Source organism: Pedobacter sp. KBS0701 (genome assembly GCF_005938645.2).
Lineage (GTDB): Bacteria > Bacteroidota > Bacteroidia > Sphingobacteriales > Sphingobacteriaceae > Pedobacter.
In genome coordinates, this window is sequence record NZ_CP042171.1 from 834,282 (window position 1) to 854,969 (window position 20,688).

Here is a 20,688-nt window from a genome sequence, read left to right on the forward strand (position 1 = left end):
TTTTATTTTATCTTTTTCCAACTACTCAGTTTGAATTCAAATTTTTGGTGTATTGGTAAAATCAACTCAAAAATTACTTTATCCACACTTCCCTCCAGTAAGCTCAATGAGCCATTATGCAGTTCAGCTAACGATTTTGCCAGCGAAAGCCCGATGCCTGTACCTGGTTTATCTTTGCCATATAGCCTGAAAAATGGTTCGAAAATTTGCGAACGGTACTGCTGGGGGATTCCTTTTCCATCATTGGTGAAAGTAATGATAAACCGGCCTTCCGTTTCTTCAGCACTGCCGAGGCGCACAGTTACCTTGCTTGTTCCGTATTTTATGGCATTGGAAATTAAATTGTTGAAGATCTTGATCAATGCTTCCCGATCGGCAAATGCAATGATATGCGTCCCGGGCAGCTCAAGATCAAGTAAGATGTTACTTTTTAGGGCTTCCTGTTCAAAGGCATTCACCTGTTCTTTTAAAAGGTTGTTGATATTGGTATTTACAAAATTTAAGCCGAACTGGTGCATTTCGGTCTTGCGGAAATCGAGCAGCTGATTGGTCAGTTTGGCCAGGCGGTTCGCATTTTTTTCGACCATTAGTAGACTGCTTTTAAGCGGCTGTTCTTCTGCGTCTTCCAGCATCATTTCAACAGGTCCTAAAATGAGCGTCAGCGGAGTCTGTATCTCGTGGGCGATATTGGTAAAAAATTCAATTTTAGCCTGGTAAATTTCTTTTTCCTTTTCGTGTTCGAACAACTGAAGCTTATTGAGATTTTTGCGCTCATTATAACGGTGATAATAGCGGATAGCGAGAAATAATACTATCGTAATCATCAAGAGGTAACAGACGTAAGCTGTAATACTTTTCCAAAAAGGTGGAAGGATTTTAATAAATAGCCTTCGCTCTTTACCACTCCAGCTTTCTACATTGCTTTTTGCCCTCACCAGAAAAGTGTAATTACCGGGCGATAAGTCCGTAAAATAGGCTTTTCTATTATTGTTAAGATAGGTGGTAGCCTGATCTACACCTTTCATCACATATTCGTACCTGGTTACTTCAGGAGAAGAATAATTGAGCGCCGCAAATTCGATACTGAAATTATTCTGATTATGAGCAAGTACAATGGTATCGGTATAGGAAATGGATTTGATCAGCGAACTGTTTTCTGTATTGGGAAGAACTTCCTTATTGTTGATCTGGAAACCGGTGATAAAGGTGGGCGGTGCTTTATCTTTCCGCTCAAAATCTTTTGGATCAAAAGAAATCATTCCCCTTACCGATCCAAAATACATTCTGCCGTTTGGTGCTTTATAGGCCGAACTGAAGTTAAACTGATCGGTAATCAATCCATTTGATTTGGTATAGATTTTAAACTTTTCGGTCTGCATGTCAAAACAAATCAAACCTTTAAGCGAGCTTATCCATAAATGTTTTGAATTGTCCTCCAGCGCACGGAAGAGGATATTGGTGGGCAATCCGTTTTCGGTCGTAAATTTTTTTAGTACTTTCCTGTCCGGACTTAACCTGATCAGGCCACCGCCTTCAGTGGTAAACCACATCGCATTGTCACTGTCTTCCATAATACCACATACCGGAAACTCATGGACACTCTTGTTGTTGAGTTTGTCGCCAAAGGTGATGTTGCCATGTCTTCCGGTTTTTGGGTGGTAATAAAATGCCCCGCGTGAAACGCTGCCTGTCCAGATATTACCGAACCTATCTTCCCAGATATCATAAACATACGAGTTGACGGGAATTTCTTTAATCCGTTTAAACGTTCTTTTCTTTTGATTAAAAACAAACAGACCCGATCCCATATTATAGCCCGATCCCACATAAATGGTACTGTCTTTGGCAAGGTGGATAGAAAGCACAAAGTCGCTGGTCTCTTCATATTCTTCGCCAATGGTTTTAAAACGGTCTACCACTTTACCTTTGTTGATATCCATAATTTCCAGACCATGCAGAAATGGCCCTACCAGTAGTTGATTGTCCAATGCAAGCAACCCATGAATATTGGGGTAGGATACATTCCCGGCTTTGCCATTGGCTGTATAATTGGTGAAAAGCCCGGTTTTAGGGTTGAATTTATTTACACCAGCATCTTCGGTACCGATCCATAAATTGCCTTTATTATCAGGACAGATTTCTCTTACCGCATTTCCAGAAATGGAGTTGGTGCCTATTAGCGGATAATATTTTTCGAACCGGGCATTATTTTTAGAGAAATAACTCAGTCCGCCAAAATAAGTGCCGGCCCACATGCCGCCTTCATTATCCTTACAAACCGTATAAACGGCATTATCTGGAATCGAATAAGGATCGCCAGGCCGTTTACGCAAGTTGATTTTGGCATTGGTGGCCAAATTGTAAATATAAATACCAGATTCTGTGGCAATCCAATACTCATGGTTTTCGCCCGCAGTAATGTCTCGTACATAAATATCCGTATTGTCGCTGTTTTTAAGGATCAGTGGTTTGATCAGACCAGTTTTGGTATTGTAACTTTTCAAACCCCGTTTAAAGCATCCCACCAGTATATTATCGTTTCCCGTTGGAAATATTTTACTGATCGACCGTAGGTTTGCAGGGACATTTTTACCGATTATTTTTACACTTGTTTTAGATCCCTCCTCTGGGTTGTAGGTAACGAGCTCTCCATCATCATTCCCTATTAAAATATTCCTGTGCTCATCAATGGCAATACAAGCCGCACTAATTTTTAGGTCTATTACCTTATTGTCTCGTTGTACGTATTTAAAAAGCGCCCTGTTCGCTAAAAAGAACAGGTTGTTTTCATGATCTACCAGAATAGAATTGATGTATTTTTTGAGGTTGGGGCCTAGGGGCGTAAATACCTCTTTAACGGGGTCATATTTAAAAATACCGCGACCTGTACCCACCCACAACATGCCCTTTTTATCTTCGGCAAGGCTAACAATAATGTTATTACCGATGTTGCCGAACCTGCTTTTTTCGTCTTTAAAGGTTTTAAAAGTATAACCATCGAAACGGTTTAAACCGCCCCGGGTGCCCACCCAGATCATGCCTTTTTTATCCTGTATAACCGTATTTACCGAATTATGTGCCAAACCATCATCGGCCTGGTACTGCTTAAAATAATGGGATTGCCCTTCGCAGGTATAAACTGCAAAAAAATGGCTCAGTAACAGAAAAAATAATACAAAACGCATATTCAAGTTCATATCAAATATATATAAATCGCATTATTGTGTAATCTATGTTTTGGTGCCTTTTAGTCGGGTTATAAAATGATGGTTTTTTAATTGTTGATTATCAATGTTTTGTGTGATTTTGAAGTAGTGGTTTGAGACATATCGACAAAAAGATGAACAAATTTTACAAACATCATTCCTTTACTTTGATCTGAAGTTAACCAAATTAATAACCCTGCTGCAAATTCTTCTATCGGCCTTACCACGCCTTTGCAGTTTTAGTATTTTTATATGAGAAACAAATTATTGATTTATCTGGCAACTGCTTTGGTAGTTTTAACAGGTTCCTGTCAAAAGGCACCATCAACCGAAAGTATCGAGGTAGATAAGATTGGAAAACTGGCCGCTTTAAATGTAATTGCTGCAGCGCCTCCCTTAGGCACCTTGATAGATGGTGCAATATACCGGATCCGGGGGATTTCGTCTTTACCCAATGGTCCGGTGGTGGAAGTTACAGGTAACTCCACTGCAGAAAATGCAACTATACAGCAATGGTCGTGGTTCCCTAACAATGGCCAAAAATGGAAGCTAATAAAAACCGATGCCACATACTATAAACTGATCAATATTACCAGCAATAAATGCCTTAAATCGCCATCAGCTACATCGGGTGATATTTTGCAACAGGGTACCGATGATGGCAGCGACACGCAACAATGGGCTATCGATTATACGGGCAGCAACAATGTATACACCCTTACCAACAAGGCTACCGGGATGAAAATGTCCGTTGACCCTGAAAGCAGTAGCCCTGGCGCTAAAATCAGGCAGAAAACTACGCTAACAGGTACGCAGGGGATGTTTAATTTTTATGATACCAATTTCCAGAATCCCCTTATTAATGCCAGCAGGGCCGATCCCTATGTTGCCCAAAAAGATGGCTATTATTATTTTATGTATACCCGCGGGAGTAATATCGGGCTGAGAAAAACGAAATCGATGTCTCTGCTTTCTACAGCAATAGAAACAGTGGTATGGACACCGCCTGCAGGTGCTGCTTATTCTTCTAATATCTGGGCGCCCGAATTACATTTCCTTTCTGGTAAATGGTACCTTTACTTTGCCGCAAATAATGGGGGCGATGTAACCCACCGCATGTTTGTGCTTGAAAACCCGAATGCAGATCCTACCACCGGTACATGGACGTTTAAAGGGAAAATCAGCGATCCCAGCGATCAATGGGCCATTGATGGGTCGGTATTGACCATAGGCACCACAAACTATTTTATCTGGTCTGGATGGGAGAACGTGGCTACCAAATACAAACAGTACATCTACATCGCTCAAATGTCTAACCCATGGACAATAAGCAGCGACAGGGTAAAAATATCATCACCCACCAACAGTTGGGAAAAATATGAACCAAGCGGCTCTCTGGGGGCGGGTGTTAACGAAGGACCGATTATGCTCAGAAAAGATGCCAGCAGTCCGGTCTTTATTATTTATTCTGCCAGCCGCTATAGCAGCGATAATTATTGTTTGGCTCAGATACAGTTAAAAGACGGTGGTGACCCCATGGTGCCCGGCGACTGGATCAATAAAAAGCAGGTGTTTGTTAAAAGTGATGCCAATGGGGTGTATGGCCCCGGCCACAATGGGTTTTTTACCAGTAGTTATACCGATGCGAATGGAGTATTCCATAGCGAAAACTGGTTTATTTACCATGCCCGTAGCGTAGCCAATACCGCCAATGGATCGAGAACGCCGAGGATGCAAAAGCTGAGCTGGAATGCGGATGGCTCGCCTAATTTTGGAATTGCCGTTGCAACAGGGCTTAATATTCCCGTGCCTGTAGGCGAATGATGGGATTGCAGCCGTTTACAATTGCTTAACGTGTTAAGCCATTCATTTCAATTTGAGATAAAACGACAAAGGAATGAACAGTATTTGTAAACCGCATTTTTTTACTTTGATACCAGGAAACCAAATATAAAATCCTGCATTACCGCTTTGCAAATTCTGCTTAGCCAATCATGCCGATTTACGATAAGGTTTCGCGCATCCAATAATTTAACCAAATATGAAATATAGAATTCTACTCAAAAGAATTATAACCTTAACTTTTTTGCAGGTCGTGATATTGGTCATTTCCATAACAGCGTGCGCCGGCAATAATGGTAATGCAACTATGGTGCTGAATAAAAAACCTCGATTTACAAGCATTAACCAGGCTGACATTAGCATAACCGGTAAAGTAACGGATGAAAAAACAAAATCTCCTATACCCGGGGTTTCGGTTAAGGTTAAAAATGGTACCACCACTGCTGTAACCGACGAAAATGGTGTGTACAAAATTAGTGTACCTAATGAGCAAACGGTTCTTTTGTTTTCTTATATCGGTTACGATGTACAGGAAGTAGCGGTAGGCAATCTAAAAAACGTTAATGTAATTTTAAAATCTTCCCAGGCCAATCTCGATGAGGTGGTGGTGGTAGGCTACGGAACACAGAAAAAAGCCGATGTAACAGGTTCTGTGGTGAGGGCAAATCTCGATGATTTTAGAAATTCACCCACCACCAACGTGGCCAATCTTTTACAGGGAACGGTTCCGGGTTTAAATGTGGGGCAAGTTAACCGCGCCGGCGCAACGCCAGGAATTAGTATCAGGGGGCAAAATACGCTGGGTGGGAACCAAAACGTACTGATTATTTTGGATGGAGTGCAATACAATGGCTCGTTAACTTCAATTAATCCGGATGATATTGCCTCGATAGATGTGCTGAAAGATGCAAGTGCTACGGCCGTGTATGGGGCGCAGGCGGCAAATGGTGTTATTCTCATTACCAGTAGAAAAGGTGCCATTGGTAGAACCAGAATCTCTTTTTCTTCTCAGTATGCTACTCAAAAACCAAATATCGATTTAAAACCAATGGCCAGAGATGAATATTTGGATCATATTAAATATTTATACTATGATCAGGCTTTTTTAGCGCCTGATTTTACACAACCAAATCCGGCATTCGATCTGGTGAGCAAAGTTGATGCATCGATGAAAGATGCGCAGGGAAAACTGCTGCCAAATGATTTTAGCTGGTATGATGAAGCGACTAAAACCGGAGCAATTACAGATAACCAGCTTAGCGTTTCGGGCGGAACCGATAAGATCAATTACCTGTTATCCGGCAGCTTAACCAGAAACTCAGGATTTATCAAAAATGATGTTTTTAAAAGAAAAACCATCAGGGCAAACATCGAAACGAAAGCTACAGATTGGCTTGCCATTGGCCTGCAATCGTTCGGGACTTTTGTGAATGAGGACGGGGTAGAGCCAAATTTCGTTGATATCAATTTAATGTCTCCGTTAATCCTTCCCTGGGATAATAATGGAAACCTGAAAATCAATCCATTTAATACGAATGTAACCAATCCGCTGTTAAACTATCAGGCTGATGATTACGACCGTCACAACTATTTCTTTGCCAATGTTTACGGTAATTTACAGCTGCCTGTTAAAGGCTTGAGCTATAAAATAAGTTTCGGTAACAATTACCGTCTCGATTTTAAAAACATTTCTAATATGTATGATGCTAACCTTACCGGGCAGGCTTCAAAAGAAAATACCACTTATTACGATTATACGTTTGATAACCTTTTAACCTATAATAAAGTTATAGGCAAGCACAGCTTTACCGGAACTTTACTTTATGGCGCCATAGAGCGCGATAACAGCTATACCCGGGCTTACTCAACAGGTTTCTCGAGATTAACGCTTGGTTATAACAACCTGCAACAGGGCACTAACCGCTTTGCGATATCCAATGCATGGAAAGAGACTCTGAATTACCAGATGTTCCGCTTAAATTATAATTTCGACAGTAAGTACCTGTTCACCGGTACCATTAGGAGAGATGGGTTTTCTGGTTTTGCAGAAAACAATAAATATGGTATTTTTCCTTCGGTATCAGCTGGTTGGGATATTTCTAAAGAATCATTTTTTAAGGTTAACTGGGTTGATAACCTAAAACTGAGGGTAGGATATGGTGTGGCCGGGAACCAAACTTCCCGTTACTCATCACTGGCCGCTGTTGGTTTAGGGGCTTCGTATGTTTTTGGCGATGGCGGTTCAACCCAACTGGGGCAGCAGGTTAATTCATTGCCTAATCCTGACTTAAGATGGGAACGTACCACCGGTGCTAACCTCGGTCTAGAATTTAGTATACTGAAAAACAGGCTATCAGGCGTAGTGGAGTATTACAATACGAAAACTACCGACCTGCTTTATTCTGTCAATATTCCGGTAATAACAGGTTTTAATAATATCCTAACTAATATCGGACAGCTGAATAACAAGGGGATCGAACTTTCTTTAAATTCAAAAAACATCAATAGTGGTGGCTTTCAATGGAATTCTACATTGAGTTTTTCCCATAATAACAATAAAATAGTTAAGCTTTTGGGAGATCTTAATGGCGATGGTGTAGAAGACGACCTCCCACAAAGCGGACTTTTTATCGGGCAGCCGACTGCGGTAATTTATGACTATCAGGTGAACGGGATTTACCAGATCGGTGAAAAGATACCCACAGGCTATTCGCCGGGCACATACCGCATTGTCGATCAGAATGGCGATGGAGTAATCAATGCCAGTGACAGGGCCATTTTGGGATCATCTGCACCTGCATACCGGTTGAGCCTGTTAAACAACTTTCAGTATAAGAACTTTACTTTGAGCATTTTCTTAAATGCTGTCCAGGGAGGAGATAAATCTTATCTCGCCGGAAATACGCCAAGGCTCATCAGAGATGATAACTCTGTCAGGAATAATTACCTGAGTGGGATAGATTTTTGGTCCCCGGATAATCCAAATGGTAAATATCCGCGGTCATTTGTATCAGCCACGTTAAATCCGCCACTTTTCCAGAACCGCAGTTTCGTGCGTTTGCAGGATGTATCACTCTCTTATAAATTCAGCGGAAAACTGATTGAAAAGATGAACCTTCAGAACCTGAATGTGTTTGTAAGCGGACGTAACCTGGCCACCTGGACCAATTGGGAAGGCTGGGACCCGGAGACCAATCAGGGCCTCACTAATGATGGAAGACCTGTATTTAAAGGATATGCTGTGGGCTTAAATGTTACATTTTAAATTAAACCGATGAAAAAAATTACCTTCATTATAGTGGCTATTGCCATTTCGTTTATCTCCTGTAAAAAGGATTTTCTGAACGAAAAACCACTTGATTTCTTAATCACAGATAATGCTTATACCACCGCAAAGGATTACGAAGCGGCCTTGAATAACCAATATAACCGGGTAAGAAGCGAATTTTATAACAGTGGAGAACAACGTCCTTTCGATTATGTGTTTGGCTGCGATCTGGTTTTTGATGGTCAGCCAGCCACTACAAGGCATACCAATATGGTTGCTGCATATTCGCCCTTAAGTACAGAAATTCCGTTAATTCACTGGACTTCATTATACAAAATAGTAGCAGAATCGAACACCATTATCGATCGTATTCCGGGCTCGTCACTAACTCCTCCCGAAAAGATATTAATGGAAGCCAGGGCGAAATTTTTCAGAGGCCTGGCCTACCGTACACTGGCCTATTTATATGGTGGTGTACCCCTGAATATCACAGAGGCTGTTAATCCTAAAACAGATTATACGAGGGCCACCAAAATAGCTGTGCTTCAGCAGGCTATCAGCGACCTGAAATTTGCAGCAACGAATCTTCCGGCCATTAACATGGTTCAGGATGGAGAAGTAAATAACCTGGCTGCCTACCATCTTTTATCGGAAGTTTACCTGGCGGCGGGGCAGTTTCAAAATGCGGCAGATGCTGCCTCTACTGTAATCAGTAACCCCAATGTTGGTCTGATGACCACCAGGTTTGGGGTGAAATCAACAGATGTTACTAAAAATGTATATTGGGATCTTTTTCAAAGAGGTAACCAGAACAGAAAAAACGGTACCAACAGGGAAGCCCTGTGGGTAATCCAGTTCGAAACAGATGTACCGGGCGGTGGCGCCGTTTCTACAGGTATTGGTGGTTCTTATCAGATGGAAAGGCATTTTGCACCACAATTTCTCACTTTCAGGCTTGCTGGCAGCAGTGTTCAACCGTTTTTATACCCTATAAGCGATTATACCGGTGGCAGGGGAATCGGTTGGGCAATACCCACCAAATATTTTTCGGACGTCATCTGGCAGAGTGATTTTAATAACGACCTTAGAAATGCACCCTTTAATTTTGTACGCGAATTTAAAGTAACCAATCCTGCACATCCACGCTTCGGTCAAACCATATCTACCATCAATCCACCGGCGGGTATAACCGTGCCAAGAAGAGATTTCTATGCTTTTCAATCAAAAGTAACTACTCCAGGCGACCATCCTGATGGCATGTTCCAGGATAAATCGCAGCTGCTGCTTAAAGCAAGTGCAGGCGGAACTTATGCTGATCAGTATATGTTTCGGTTGGCAGAAACTTATTTGCTAAGGGCCGAAGCCTATTTGGGTTTAACCCAGCCCGATAAAGCTGCAGCCGATATTAATGTGGTACGCAGCAGGTCTAATGCATCTCCAGTGCAGCCGGCCAATGTAAACATTGATTACATTTTAGACGAGCGGATGCGAGAGCTGGGGTCGGAAGAAAAAAGACGGATTACCCTGATGAGGCTCGGCCTGGTTTACGATCGTGTAAAAAAATGTAATCCCTATTACAACGATGTGTTAGCTACTTACAACCTGTGGCCCATTCCTGCTTCCGAAATTGAGCGTAACAATGGTGCAAGATTGGAACAGAATCCTGGCTATTAATCATTGCAAGCTCATTTCAGAAAAATGCCATTAAGGAGAATAATATGGGAATATGATCGGTAAAGTGCTAGAAAAAGTAGAAGTTCTGATTGATCTTGCGGGCTACGGAATTCTCGGTAGCCAATAGTCTGCAGCATCAGGCCACACTAAATGTGGTATCTGATTATTTTTTAAAGAAAAAATTGTTCCTGTGAAAGAACTTTAACCAAATTATAAATCAATATGTGTAGAAAATTAATTGCCTTATTTTTATTCTTAATTCCCTGTCAGTTTCTGTTTGCCCAGAAAAATATGCTTAAAGATTTTCCGGAAGGATTTGGTCCAAAGGAAGTGGGAAAACGTTTAGCTTATCGCTTTCTCGATAGAAAACACATGCTCCATGCCGGCAAATGGATCAGCTATCCTGAAACCTTTAATTGGACAGGAGCGCTTCGGTATGCTAAATTAACAAAAGATAAAAAGCTCTTATCGCTTTTGGAAGAAAGGTTTGAGAAACTCACTTCGCAGGAAAAACAGCTCTTGCCGATCATGAACCATGTTGATTTGAACATGTTTGGCAGCCTGCCCCTTGAACTTTATCAGATTACTAAAAACAAGCATTATTTTGACCTGGGTATTCCCTATGCAGATACCCAATGGGACGTTCCGCAAAATGCTGATAAAAAGCAAAAAGAATGGGCCAATAAAGGATTTTCGTGGCAAACCCGCTTATGGATTGATGATATGTATATGATCACCATTGTGCAGGCGCAGGCCTATAAAGCAACCGGAAACCCGAAATATATAGAACGTGCTGCAAGTGAAATGGTGCTTTACCTTGATGAACTGCAAAGGCCGAACGGCCTGTTCTACCATGCGCCAGATGTACCGTTTTACTGGGGGCGTGGTAATGGCTGGATGGCTGCGGGCATGACGGAACTGTTGCGCCTGCTGCCCAAAGATAACAAGGATCGACCGCGTATCCTTAAGGGTTATGAAACGATGATGAAAAGTTTGAAGGATTTTCAGCGGCCCAGCGGCATGTGGAACCAGTTAATCGATGAGCCTGATTGTTGGGCCGAGACATCCGGATCAGCCATGTTTACGTACGCGCTGATCAGCGGGGTGAAACAGGGATGGCTGGATCAGCATGAATATGCACCGGTTGCCCGTAAAGCCTGGTTGGCATTGGTACCTTATATTAACGAAAAAGGCGATGTCGCAGAAGTGTGTGTCGGGACAAACAAGAAAAATGATAAACAGTATTATTATGACCGTCCAAGGAGTGTAGGCGATTCGCATGGGCAATCTCCATATTTATGGTGCACTTTCGCCCTTCTGGAGAAATAACGTTTTTGTGTGCCGTATTTGGTATTGCACCGGCTACTCTCATACAGCCGGTAGGCGCACACTACTGATAACCCTGGGGAATTGTTGTCCCCAGGTTATCTACATCGTTTCTCCCCTTATGAGTTAATTTGCTGTTTTATTGAGTTTTCTGTCAGCAAATGGGAGTAAAATAAGAACTTAGGTTTTGTCTATTCCGGATAGCAGCATATTTTTGGTAAAAGGACAAGGTTAATTGTCTTCTCCTGCATTGGGCTCATCTTCCGGCATAAACGCTTCGATCTTAACAGGTTGTTTATCAGTCTTTAACCTATCACTGTGTTGCAGGCATTTTAAATAATTGCAGGAAGGCAGCTGCTATTGGCTTGGCAATGCAAGAAAACTAACTTTTTCTCACAAAATAGGGACACAGGCAGTTTAAAATTTTTTATTTCCACCCGGAGAATTAAAGGAAGAGTTTGAAAATAAATATGTTCTAAAACCTGATTGCAAATTATTGAGGTAGAAAAAATACCTGGCGCTTGCAGAAATTATAAAGAATTTCGTTTTAGTGTCTTATTAAATAGTTTTAGCTTTGAGGATCTGATCACGTGCCTTAGATCTTAGTATGACCTTAATTAAAATGCCACGGATTTAAAGTGAAATTTCCAAATTTGGAAATCAGCATTCAAAATATTATGTTTATTAATGAAATCTACTATTTTTGTAGACTATGAATGTTGTCAAAGATTCAGAGGCGGAACTGGTGCTAAAGTTGAAAAATGGCAGCCAAACTGCTTTTTCTCTTCTTTATGAACTGCATGTAAAAAGGATTTACACATTTGCACTGAAGATTTTAAAATCCCCTGCGCTCGCAGAAGACATCGTTCAGGAAGTATTTGTGAAATTATGGGAAACCGCTCCTAAATTGGAACCCAACTTACCCCTTCAGTCTTATCTGTTTACCATAGCCAGAAATTTATCTTTGAATGTGATTCGAAAAGCTGCTAAAGAAACAATAATTACTGAAGAGATAGCTAGATATGCTCTGGATCAGGGTGATGACGGACTCGCTTTCGCCCAGTATAGGCAAACAAAGGAATTTGTTTCCCGTGCTGTTCAGCTGTTGCCCCCGCAGCGCAGAAAAATCTACGAGCTTTGCCATGGATCTGGCTATAGCTATAAGCAGGCAGCTGAAGAACTTGGTTTAAAAGATGCAACCATCAACAGCCAAATGGTTAAAGCCATCCGCTCGATCAAAAGATACCTCGTCAGGCACGGGGCGCTTTTGTCGTTATTTTTTTAGTCCAGTTTAAATTTCAATGTGTTTTCCCCTATTAACAGATACGGGAAAAATAAAAAATATTTTCTTCCCGGGTAAATGTTCCATACGCTTTATGTGTTATGATATAAAACGCAGCACTATTTTGGAACAATCGATAAAGCAACTTTTTTTAAAGTACATACGGAACCTGACATCACAGCAGGAAAATGATCAGGTGCTCTTGATGATGAAGAATGATAACTATCAGGAAGAGTGGGCACAGGCTTTGACGGAATTTCAGTATGAATTTGAAGCCGGAAAGGAAGAAACTGAGCTGGCTGATCAGCAGGCACTTTTTCAAAAAATAAAAAAACGTGCAACTTTAAAAACGGTAAAAAAGCCATTGCATTGGATTGGCTATGCTGCATCTGTGCTATTGATATCGGCAATCGCATATTTTTTACTTAAACCGGTAAATAAGCCTGTTATCGTTGCAAAAAACAAGACAGATAAACCTGCTGAAAAGACAGGGGGGCATAAATGGATTAAGTTACCAGATGGAACCTCTGTGCAATTGAACAACGATAGCCGTTTGGTGTATGACCAGGATTTTAAAGGAAAGCAAAAAAGAGAGGTAACCTTATATGGGGAAGCTTTTTTCGATGTGGCTCACGATGCAGCACATCCTTTTATCATTCATACGGGCAAAATCACGACAACTGTGCTGGGGACCGCGTTTAATATTTCTGCCTATGATCATCAGAAAGCGGTAACTGTAACGGTTACCAGAGGTAGGGTTTTGGTTCAGCGTGCAGATAAAACTTTGGCCGTATTAACTTCAAACCAGCAATTGAGCTGGAAAATCGGCCAGGAATATCAAAGCAAGCAGACTGTAAATACCGAAACTGCTACCGCCTGGAAGTCGCAGGATCTGATTATGGATGATATTACACTTTTGCAGGCTTCGGAGCTGATTGCAAAGCGTTACGGCATAGAAGTTTTATTTAAAAGCGATAAAGTAAAGAAGTGCCGCTTTACCGCTGCTTTTTTAAACAGGAATAATATCAGTCAGGTTACAGAAGTGCTTAGCGCGATTACCGGAGCTTCTTTTGAACGCAAAGGGAACCAACTTCTGATTGACGGTGAAGGGTGTGAAAATTTATAAACCAACAAAAACATAAAATTTGATGAAGAAAAAAGTATCACCAACATGATATAGGAGCGGAATTAAGTAAACCCCGGCGGCCACCGGGGCTTACAATAGTTTTAAATTATATATCGAACAACCTAAAACCATTGCAATGTATTATAAAAATACACTTTATGCAAGTCAATCCCTATTGACTTATCACTACACTATTATCCAAAAATTAAGATTTTTCATGAAAGTAAATGCGATCTTATTGGTTATCTCATTATTTGCCGTCAGTAGCCTATATGCTGTTAACAGTTCTGCCCAGGGCCTGCAGGAAGTAACTGTATCCTTAGGCTTTTCGAAAGGAAATTTACAGGAGGCTTTTGCAAAAATCGAACAGCAGACCGATTTTCGTTTTGCTTATAAAAAAGAGGTCATCTCAGGTGTAAAAGTACCACAACTTGAGGCCAGGCAGCGTAGCGTAAAACAAATCCTTGATGCGCTTTTACAGGGCAGCGGATTAAACTATAAGCTGCTCAATAATAGCATTATTATTTTTAAGGCTCCGGTTCCCCTTACACCGGTCAATAATTACAGGGAAGAAATTAATGGTGTAGTAAAAGATGAAAAGGGTAATGAAATGCCTGGTGTTTCTGTTAAGGTGAAAGGCAAAACCATTGCCGCCATAACAGATGGCAACGGCGCGTTTAAGATCCAGGCCTCGGCAGATGATATCCTGATCTTTAGTTACATAGGTTATTCTACTATAGAGAGACCTGTGCAGAGTGCTAAACCAATGAATATATTCCTGGAGCCGCAAAGCGGAACATTAGATGCCGTTGTGGTAATCGGGTATGGAACCACTACCAGAAGAACCAATACCGGTTCTGTAACCACGGTAGGCGCAAAACAGATTGCCAACCAGCCTGTAGGAGATCCGATTGCGGCCTTGCAGGGCAGAGTTGCTGGCCTTGATATTTCTTCGGTAACTGGTTATCCGGGGTCAGCTTACAATGTACGCCTGAGGGGCCAAAATTCGATTACCGCAGGTACCGCACCTCTATATATTGTTGATGGTGTACCCTTTATATCAGAAAGTCTGAGCCAGTTTTCCGGGGCAAATGGGAACCAAAGTCCGCTAGCCAGTATCAATCCCGCCGATATCGAGCAGATTGATATCTTAAAAGATGCAGATGCAACGGCAATATATGGCTCCAGGGGAGCAAACGGCGTGATTTTGATTACCACTAAAAAAGGAAAATCAGGAAAACCAGCGTTTACGGCGAATGTATACACCGGAATTTCTACGGTAAGTAAACGCGTAAAGATGCTTAATGGTTCAGAATACCTGGCCATGAGGCGCGAGGCCTATGCAAATGACGCGGTTACCCCGACAGATGCACAGGCGCCGGATCTGTTATTATGGGACCAGAATCTTGATCAGAACTGGCAGGATCTGCTGATCGGTAATTCAGCCAATCTTTCTGAACTTCAGTTGGGTCTCAGTGGCGGTACAGAGCAGACTAAATACCTGATCAGCGGGACCTACCGGGACGAGAAAATAGTTTTACCCGGTGATTTAGGTTTTAAAAGAGGAGCATTGAATATGTCGCTTAACCATAGCTCGGTTGATCAAAAATTTCAGTTTACCAGTTCTTTAAAATATACACTCGATGAAAATAACACCTTACAAAGTGATGTAACCAGCTTTTTTAACCTTGCACCAAATTTCCCGATCTACGATGCGCAAGGGAATTATTACTGGATCGGAAATGAGCAGAACCCCATGGCTTATTTTGAACGTACAAATGTGAGCAATACTAACAATATTTTTGGGAATACCACTTTAAGCTATCAGTTTTTGACGGGCCTTACCGCCAAAGTAAGTGCCGGTTTTAACAAGATGGATATGAAACAGACCCAAACGCTTCCAAAATTGGGCTTCAACCCGGTCAGCTACACGGGGAGCAGCGCAAACTATGGAACCAGTAACTTAAATTCGTACATCGTAGAACCCCAGCTAAATTATAATGTTAAACTGGGCAAGGGCAGTTTAGCTGCTTTAGTGGGTGGCACCTGGCAGCACAGCCTGAGAGAAGGACAAGGTGTGACCGGAAGCGGTTATATCAGCGATCTGCAATTGGATAACATTAAGGCAGCTACACTGATCACGCCAAGAAGTTACAGTTATACCAAGTACCGCTATACATCAGTTTTTGGAAGGCTTACCTATAACTGGGATGAAAAATATATCGTAAACGGTACCTTCCGCAGGGATGGGTCTTCTAAGTTTGGTCCGAATAACCGTTTCGGAAATTTTGGCGCTGTAGGTGCAGCCTGGCTGTTTAGCAATGAGAATTTTATAAAAGAAAATCTTCCCTTCCTGAGTTTTGGTAAATTAAGGGGAAGTTTTGGTACGGTAGGGAATGACCAGATCGGTGATTATCAGTTCCTGGACAGCTGGACACCAACCTCTTATCCATACGGCGGAATTGGGGGAATATCACCTAGCCGTTTCCCGAACCCTGATTACAGCTGGGAAGTGAACAGGAAGCTGGAAGCAGGTTTAGACCTTGGTTTTTTTAATGAAAGGTTGCTACTTACTACAAATTTCTACCGCAACCGCTCAGACAATCAGTTGATCGGGAGCACACTTTCCTCGCAGTCTGGATTTACCAGCTACCAGGCCAATTTACCGGCCCAAGTAGAAAATAAAGGCTGGGAATTTGAGCTGAGTTCGATCAATATCAAAAAGAAAGATTTTTCATGGAACACTTCCTTTAACCTTAGCCTGGCCAAAACCAAATTACTGAAATACCCTGACCTGAAAAACTCGGCGAATGCAGCTAAGTACGTTATCGGCCAGCCCTTATCGATCGTGATGGGTTTCGATTTTCTGGGAATAAATCCACAAACTGGTGTTCCCGAATTCAGGGATCTTAACGGAGATAAAGCCATCACCGATCCGGCAGATCTTATCGTGATAGGAAATACGATGCCTAAATTCTATGGAGGTATCCAGAACAGTTTTACCTACAAAAACTTCAGTCTTGATTTCTTTTTTCAATTTGTAAAGCAGGAGGGGCCACTGTTAAACTATGGTTATCTGAGTTATTCCAATGGTTCTGCACTTAGAAATAAGGACATCAGTGCGCTTGAAAGATGGACAATGCCGGGCATTCCGTCGATGATACCTGGAGCAAGTGCAACTGCCGGTAAACCGATCTATACTGCATACCAGAATAATTACCGGCTGTCGAATGCGGTTTGGGGCGATGCTTCATTTATCAGACTGAAAAATGTTTCTTTGAAATACAACTTCAAAGACTTGCTCAAAAGCTGGAAATTCAACAATATCACCATGTATGTTCTGGGACAGAACCTCTTTACGATCACTTCATACGATGGCTTTGACCCTGAAACAAAAGGATATTCAATGCCTCCAATAAGTGTTTACACCGCAGGTTTACAGGTATCATTTTAACTTAAAATTAATTCCGATGAAAATTATCTATTATATATTGTCCTTTGCCTTGATCAGCGCAGGTCTGTCATGCAAAAAATATGTAGAAATCGAAGATCCAAAAGATCAGTTGGCTACTGGAACCGTTTTTACCACCGATGCTACTGCAACTGCCGCAATGGTGGGTATTTACAGCGATATGAATGCTTCTAATTACCAGTTTGCTAATGTACTCACCAGCTTTACTTGTGCTATGGCCGCTGATGAGTTCGTGTATGCTTCTGTACTGGCCAATTTTGACGAATTCAAGAACAATGCCCTAACCTCCGGAAATACCTATGTGGGGATTATGTGGTCTTCGCCCTATAATTTTATTTACCGATCTAATGCCGTTATAGAAGGCGTTTCGGCTTCTAATACACTTACACCAGCAGTTAAGAACCAGTTATTGGGTGAGGCTAAGTTTATGCGTGCCTTCTGCCATTTCTATCTGGTAAATTTCTTTGGTGATGTACCGCTCATCCTTAATACTGATGTATTGAACAATAGCAATAAAGCCAGAAGTCCTAAGGCTGAGGTTTATGCTGCGATTATCCGGGATTTAAAAGATGCCAAAAGTTTATTGGTAGCCGCTTACCCTGGAGCCGGCGAGCGTACACGTCCAAATAAAACAGCAGCTACACTTTTGCTATCGAGAGCCTATCTATATACCGGGAACAACGCTTTGGCAGAGTCTGAAGCCAATGAGGTAATCGCGAATACAACACAGTACTCGATTTTAAAAAATGCTGATCTAAATGATGCCGCAAGCATGACCAAGACTTTTTTGAAAAACTCAAACGAAGCTGTTTGGCAGCTTCAGGTTGTGAATACGCTTGGCGGAAGAAACACTTGGGAAGGGAATACCCTTATTCCAACAGCCTCACCATTTTACAGGCTTACCAAAGGAATATACGGCCTGGAGACAGGTTTCGAAGCGGGAGATAAGCGGTTCAGCAATTGGGTTGGTAGCTACAGCACTACTACAACCCCTATTGTAACGCATTATTATCCTTTTAAATATAAGGTGAGGGTTGGAGCAGCAGGTGCTGCGGTAAGCGAATATTCAATGATACTCCGTTTTGCCGAAGCTTACCTGATCCGTGCGGAGGCCAGGGTAGGACTGGGCAGATTTTCTGAGGCCAAAGATGACCTTAATGTACTTCGCGCCCGTGCCGGACTAACGCCTCTGGCTGTTGCAGCAAGCCAGGCAGTTGCCATGGCGCAGGTTGAACAGGAAAGAAGGGTAGAGCTGTTTTCGGAATGGGGACACCGCTGGTTCGATCTTAAACGGTGGAAAAGTGTGTCGGGGGATCCTTTAAAATCCCGCGCAGATGATATTCTGCCACTGAGCAAGCCATTCTGGAAACCTACCGCAGTACTTTTTCCTATTCCGGTAGAGGCCATGCGTACCAATCCCAATATGGTTCAGAATCCAGGTTACAATTAATTAATTCCTATGAAAAAAATAGTATTCAGTTATATGCTCCTCGTGCTTGCCATTGTGCAGGTGCGTGGGCAAAGCGTAACCATTAAGCCCGAAAAAATAAAGAGAGGAGATACCGTTACCATCAGTTACGACCCTACAGCTATCTATGCTAAAATAACACCTGACGCACCCTCCGTAACGATCGTTTTCACCTATTCTACTTTTTACGACCTGCCTTGGAAAATGCCAATGGTAAAAAAGGGCAAAATATGGACAGCATCTTTTGTAGCCGGCAGGTTTGCAACCTTTGCGGCTTTTTATCTCCAGAGCGGAGAGCAGATACAGCAACCTGCTGCCGATCAACACTATGTTTTGCGTGTTTTTGATGGGGAAAGGAGAGTAAAAAGCAGCTTTTTGCACGAATCTTATAGCCTTTCTGCCCAAATGCCAAAATCTCCTGATCTTCAGGCTAAAAAGCTGATTCTGCTCGGCGAAGAACTAAAAAATAATCCTGATCATTATGAGGCTAAGGTAGCACAGCTCAACACCATGATGATTATGGCAAAAAGCCCTCAAGAAAAACTGCGGTTAAGGGAGCAGGCCAGGAAAATCATTGCAGCGAAATTTGAAGAAAATCCTACGCTGCCGGGAAATGTGAACCTGGTTACGATGGGCTATCTGATGATCGGCGAAAAGAGCAGGCTCGATTCGGTGCGCAAAGTAATTATGCAGCGCTTCCCGGATGCAGATATCTCCAAAGACTTCCGCGCCGCAGTTATCGCTAAAGAGCAGGATACTGCCACCAAAATTGCAAAGCTGGAAGCGATGCTAAAGAAAAGCGATAAGCCTGGTGAAGAAGGGTCTGAAGGTATTCATAAAATGCTATTTGATTATTATGCATCGGTCAAGGATTCTACCAGGGCATTGTTTCATGCTTCCAAGCTGAACATAAAAGTTAGCCCTTACACACCTCAGGCACTTAAGGATATTGCAGCCAGGCTGACCGAAAATAAAATCGCCCCATCAGCGGCTATTGCTTATGCAGACAGATCGTTGCAAATTTCCGGTACCTGGCCGGTAGGGATTATCCGTTATTTCCCTGAGTTCGGTTATATTCCTTCCTATGTACCGGATACCACAAGAAAACAGGCCATAGCAGAGGCAAGGTCTGCGCTGCTTTCTATCAAAGCACTCAATTATTTTGAGCTGCACCAAATCGATTCAGCAAGACTGCTGGCAGACCGGGCAGTAAAACTTTCGGATGGAAGAGAGGGGTTGATTAACAGTGCCCAGGTATCTGCAAGGTTAAATGAAAATCAGAAGGCTTTTAATATCCTCTGGAAGCTGCTGATTAAAAATCCGACAGATTCAACGGTACTGAAAAGCGCAAAAATCAATTTTTTAAGATATAACCAGTCCGAAGCCAGTTTCCGGTCAAAGGTAGCGGAGCTGGAAGCTTTGGAAATCGCCCGGCTAACTGCTAAAACCACATTATCGATGATGAATAAGCCCGGACCGGAATTATCGGGCCTGGTGGACCTCGAAGGGCGGCCGGTTACCGCAGAAATGATGAAGGGAAAGATTGTAATCCTTGATTTCTGGGCAACCTGGTGTGTTCCCTGTATGCAGGAAATGCCTTATTTCCATAAGGTTTTCGAAAAATACCGCAACAATAAGGAGATCATGTTTATGGTGGTCAACAGTGGTTCCAACAATACCCTCGAAGATGCTAAAAAATGGGCAAAACAGAACCCGCAATATCAGTTTCCGATTTATTTCAACAACGATAAAAATATAGGAGAAAAAGTAGGCTTTACGGTAATTCCTACTATCGCTGTTTTAGATCAGCAGGGAAAAATGCAGTTCAGGACCATTGGGTTTGAAGGTGAGATCCTTCAGAAAAAACTTGATGTTGAAATCGCTGTTCTGCTTGAAAGAAAGCAGAAGGGTGAATAAAGATACCGACCGGCATTGGATGGCTTTTCTTGCATCTTATGCCGGTCATTTTATGTTTTAATTTTATTTTTAATGTTCTATCGCTTTTGCTTAAGAATGGTCAATTC

10 protein-coding genes are annotated in these 20,688 nt (G+C 42.1%); 9 read left to right on the forward strand and 1 reads right to left on the reverse strand.

All coding sequences use genetic code 11. The features are described from left to right. Positions 1–2 precede the first annotated feature (2 nt). Positions 3–3,197: a two-component regulator propeller domain-containing protein gene (locus tag FFJ24_RS03355; RefSeq protein ID WP_246862730.1), complete on the reverse strand. Its 3,195-nt coding sequence runs from the start codon at positions 3,195–3,197 to the stop codon at positions 3–5. A gap of 261 nt (positions 3,198–3,458) precedes the next feature. On the opposite strand from FFJ24_RS03355, the gene FFJ24_RS03360 reads away from it, so the two are divergent. The 9 genes from FFJ24_RS03360 (at position 3,459) to FFJ24_RS03400 (ending at position 20,581) form a co-directional block, all read left to right on the forward strand. Then, positions 3,459–5,030: a family 43 glycosylhydrolase gene (locus FFJ24_RS03360; RefSeq protein ID WP_138822548.1), complete on the forward strand. Its 1,572-nt coding sequence runs from the start codon at positions 3,459–3,461 to the stop codon at positions 5,028–5,030. Positions 5,031–5,247: 217 nt separating this feature from the next. Next, positions 5,248–8,313, forward strand: coding sequence for a TonB-dependent receptor (locus FFJ24_RS03365; RefSeq protein WP_138822550.1), 3,066 nt, complete (start codon positions 5,248–5,250; stop codon positions 8,311–8,313). A gap of 9 nt (positions 8,314–8,322) precedes the next feature. After that, complete coding sequence (locus FFJ24_RS03370; RefSeq protein ID WP_138822552.1) at positions 8,323–9,990, forward strand: RagB/SusD family nutrient uptake outer membrane protein; 1,668 nt, start codon at positions 8,323–8,325, stop codon at positions 9,988–9,990. A 222-nt stretch (positions 9,991–10,212) separates the two neighbouring features. Then, positions 10,213–11,319 (forward strand): glycoside hydrolase family 105 protein, encoded by a 1,107-nt coding sequence (locus tag FFJ24_RS03375; protein WP_138822554.1) that lies wholly within the window; start codon positions 10,213–10,215, stop codon positions 11,317–11,319. A gap of 709 nt (positions 11,320–12,028) precedes the next feature. Then, the gene (locus FFJ24_RS03380) at positions 12,029–12,601 is read left to right on the forward strand and encodes an RNA polymerase sigma factor (RefSeq protein WP_138822556.1); all 573 of its coding nucleotides are present in this window, start codon (positions 12,029–12,031) and stop codon (positions 12,599–12,601) included. A gap of 121 nt (positions 12,602–12,722) precedes the next feature. Continuing rightward, positions 12,723–13,724: a FecR family protein gene (locus tag FFJ24_RS03385; protein ID WP_168202372.1), complete on the forward strand. Its 1,002-nt coding sequence runs from the start codon at positions 12,723–12,725 to the stop codon at positions 13,722–13,724. 136 nt (positions 13,725–13,860) lie between these two features. Further along, complete coding sequence (locus FFJ24_RS03390) at positions 13,861–17,178, forward strand: TonB-dependent receptor (protein ID WP_138822560.1); 3,318 nt, start codon at positions 13,861–13,863, stop codon at positions 17,176–17,178. 16 nt (positions 17,179–17,194) lie between these two features. Next, positions 17,195–18,646 carry a RagB/SusD family nutrient uptake outer membrane protein gene (locus tag FFJ24_RS03395; RefSeq protein WP_138822562.1) on the forward strand — a complete coding sequence of 484 codons (1,452 nt, stop codon included), beginning with the start codon at positions 17,195–17,197 and terminating at the stop codon, positions 18,644–18,646. A 9-nt stretch (positions 18,647–18,655) separates the two neighbouring features. After that, the gene (locus FFJ24_RS03400; RefSeq protein ID WP_138822564.1) at positions 18,656–20,581 is read left to right on the forward strand and encodes a TlpA disulfide reductase family protein; all 1,926 of its coding nucleotides are present in this window, start codon (positions 18,656–18,658) and stop codon (positions 20,579–20,581) included. Positions 20,582–20,688: the final 107 nt, after the last annotated feature.

What these genes read in the sequence shown, in the direction of transcription:
- FFJ24_RS03355 (WP_246862730.1), bottom strand. Translation starts at nt 3,197, where the DNA reads ATGAACTTGAATATGCGTTTTGTATTATTTTTTCTGTTACTGAGCCAT.
- FFJ24_RS03360 (WP_138822548.1), top strand. Translation starts at nt 3,459, where the DNA reads ATGAGAAACAAATTATTGATTTATCTGGCAACTGCTTTGGTAGTTTTA.
- FFJ24_RS03365 (WP_138822550.1), top strand. Translation starts at nt 5,248, where the DNA reads ATGAAATATAGAATTCTACTCAAAAGAATTATAACCTTAACTTTTTTG.
- FFJ24_RS03370 (WP_138822552.1), top strand. Translation starts at nt 8,323, where the DNA reads ATGAAAAAAATTACCTTCATTATAGTGGCTATTGCCATTTCGTTTATC.
- FFJ24_RS03375 (WP_138822554.1), top strand. Translation starts at nt 10,213, where the DNA reads ATGTGTAGAAAATTAATTGCCTTATTTTTATTCTTAATTCCCTGTCAG.
- FFJ24_RS03380 (WP_138822556.1), top strand. Translation starts at nt 12,029, where the DNA reads ATGAATGTTGTCAAAGATTCAGAGGCGGAACTGGTGCTAAAGTTGAAA.
- FFJ24_RS03390 (WP_138822560.1), top strand. Translation starts at nt 13,861, where the DNA reads ATGTATTATAAAAATACACTTTATGCAAGTCAATCCCTATTGACTTAT.
- FFJ24_RS03395 (WP_138822562.1), top strand. Translation starts at nt 17,195, where the DNA reads ATGAAAATTATCTATTATATATTGTCCTTTGCCTTGATCAGCGCAGGT.
- FFJ24_RS03400 (WP_138822564.1), top strand. Translation starts at nt 18,656, where the DNA reads ATGAAAAAAATAGTATTCAGTTATATGCTCCTCGTGCTTGCCATTGTG.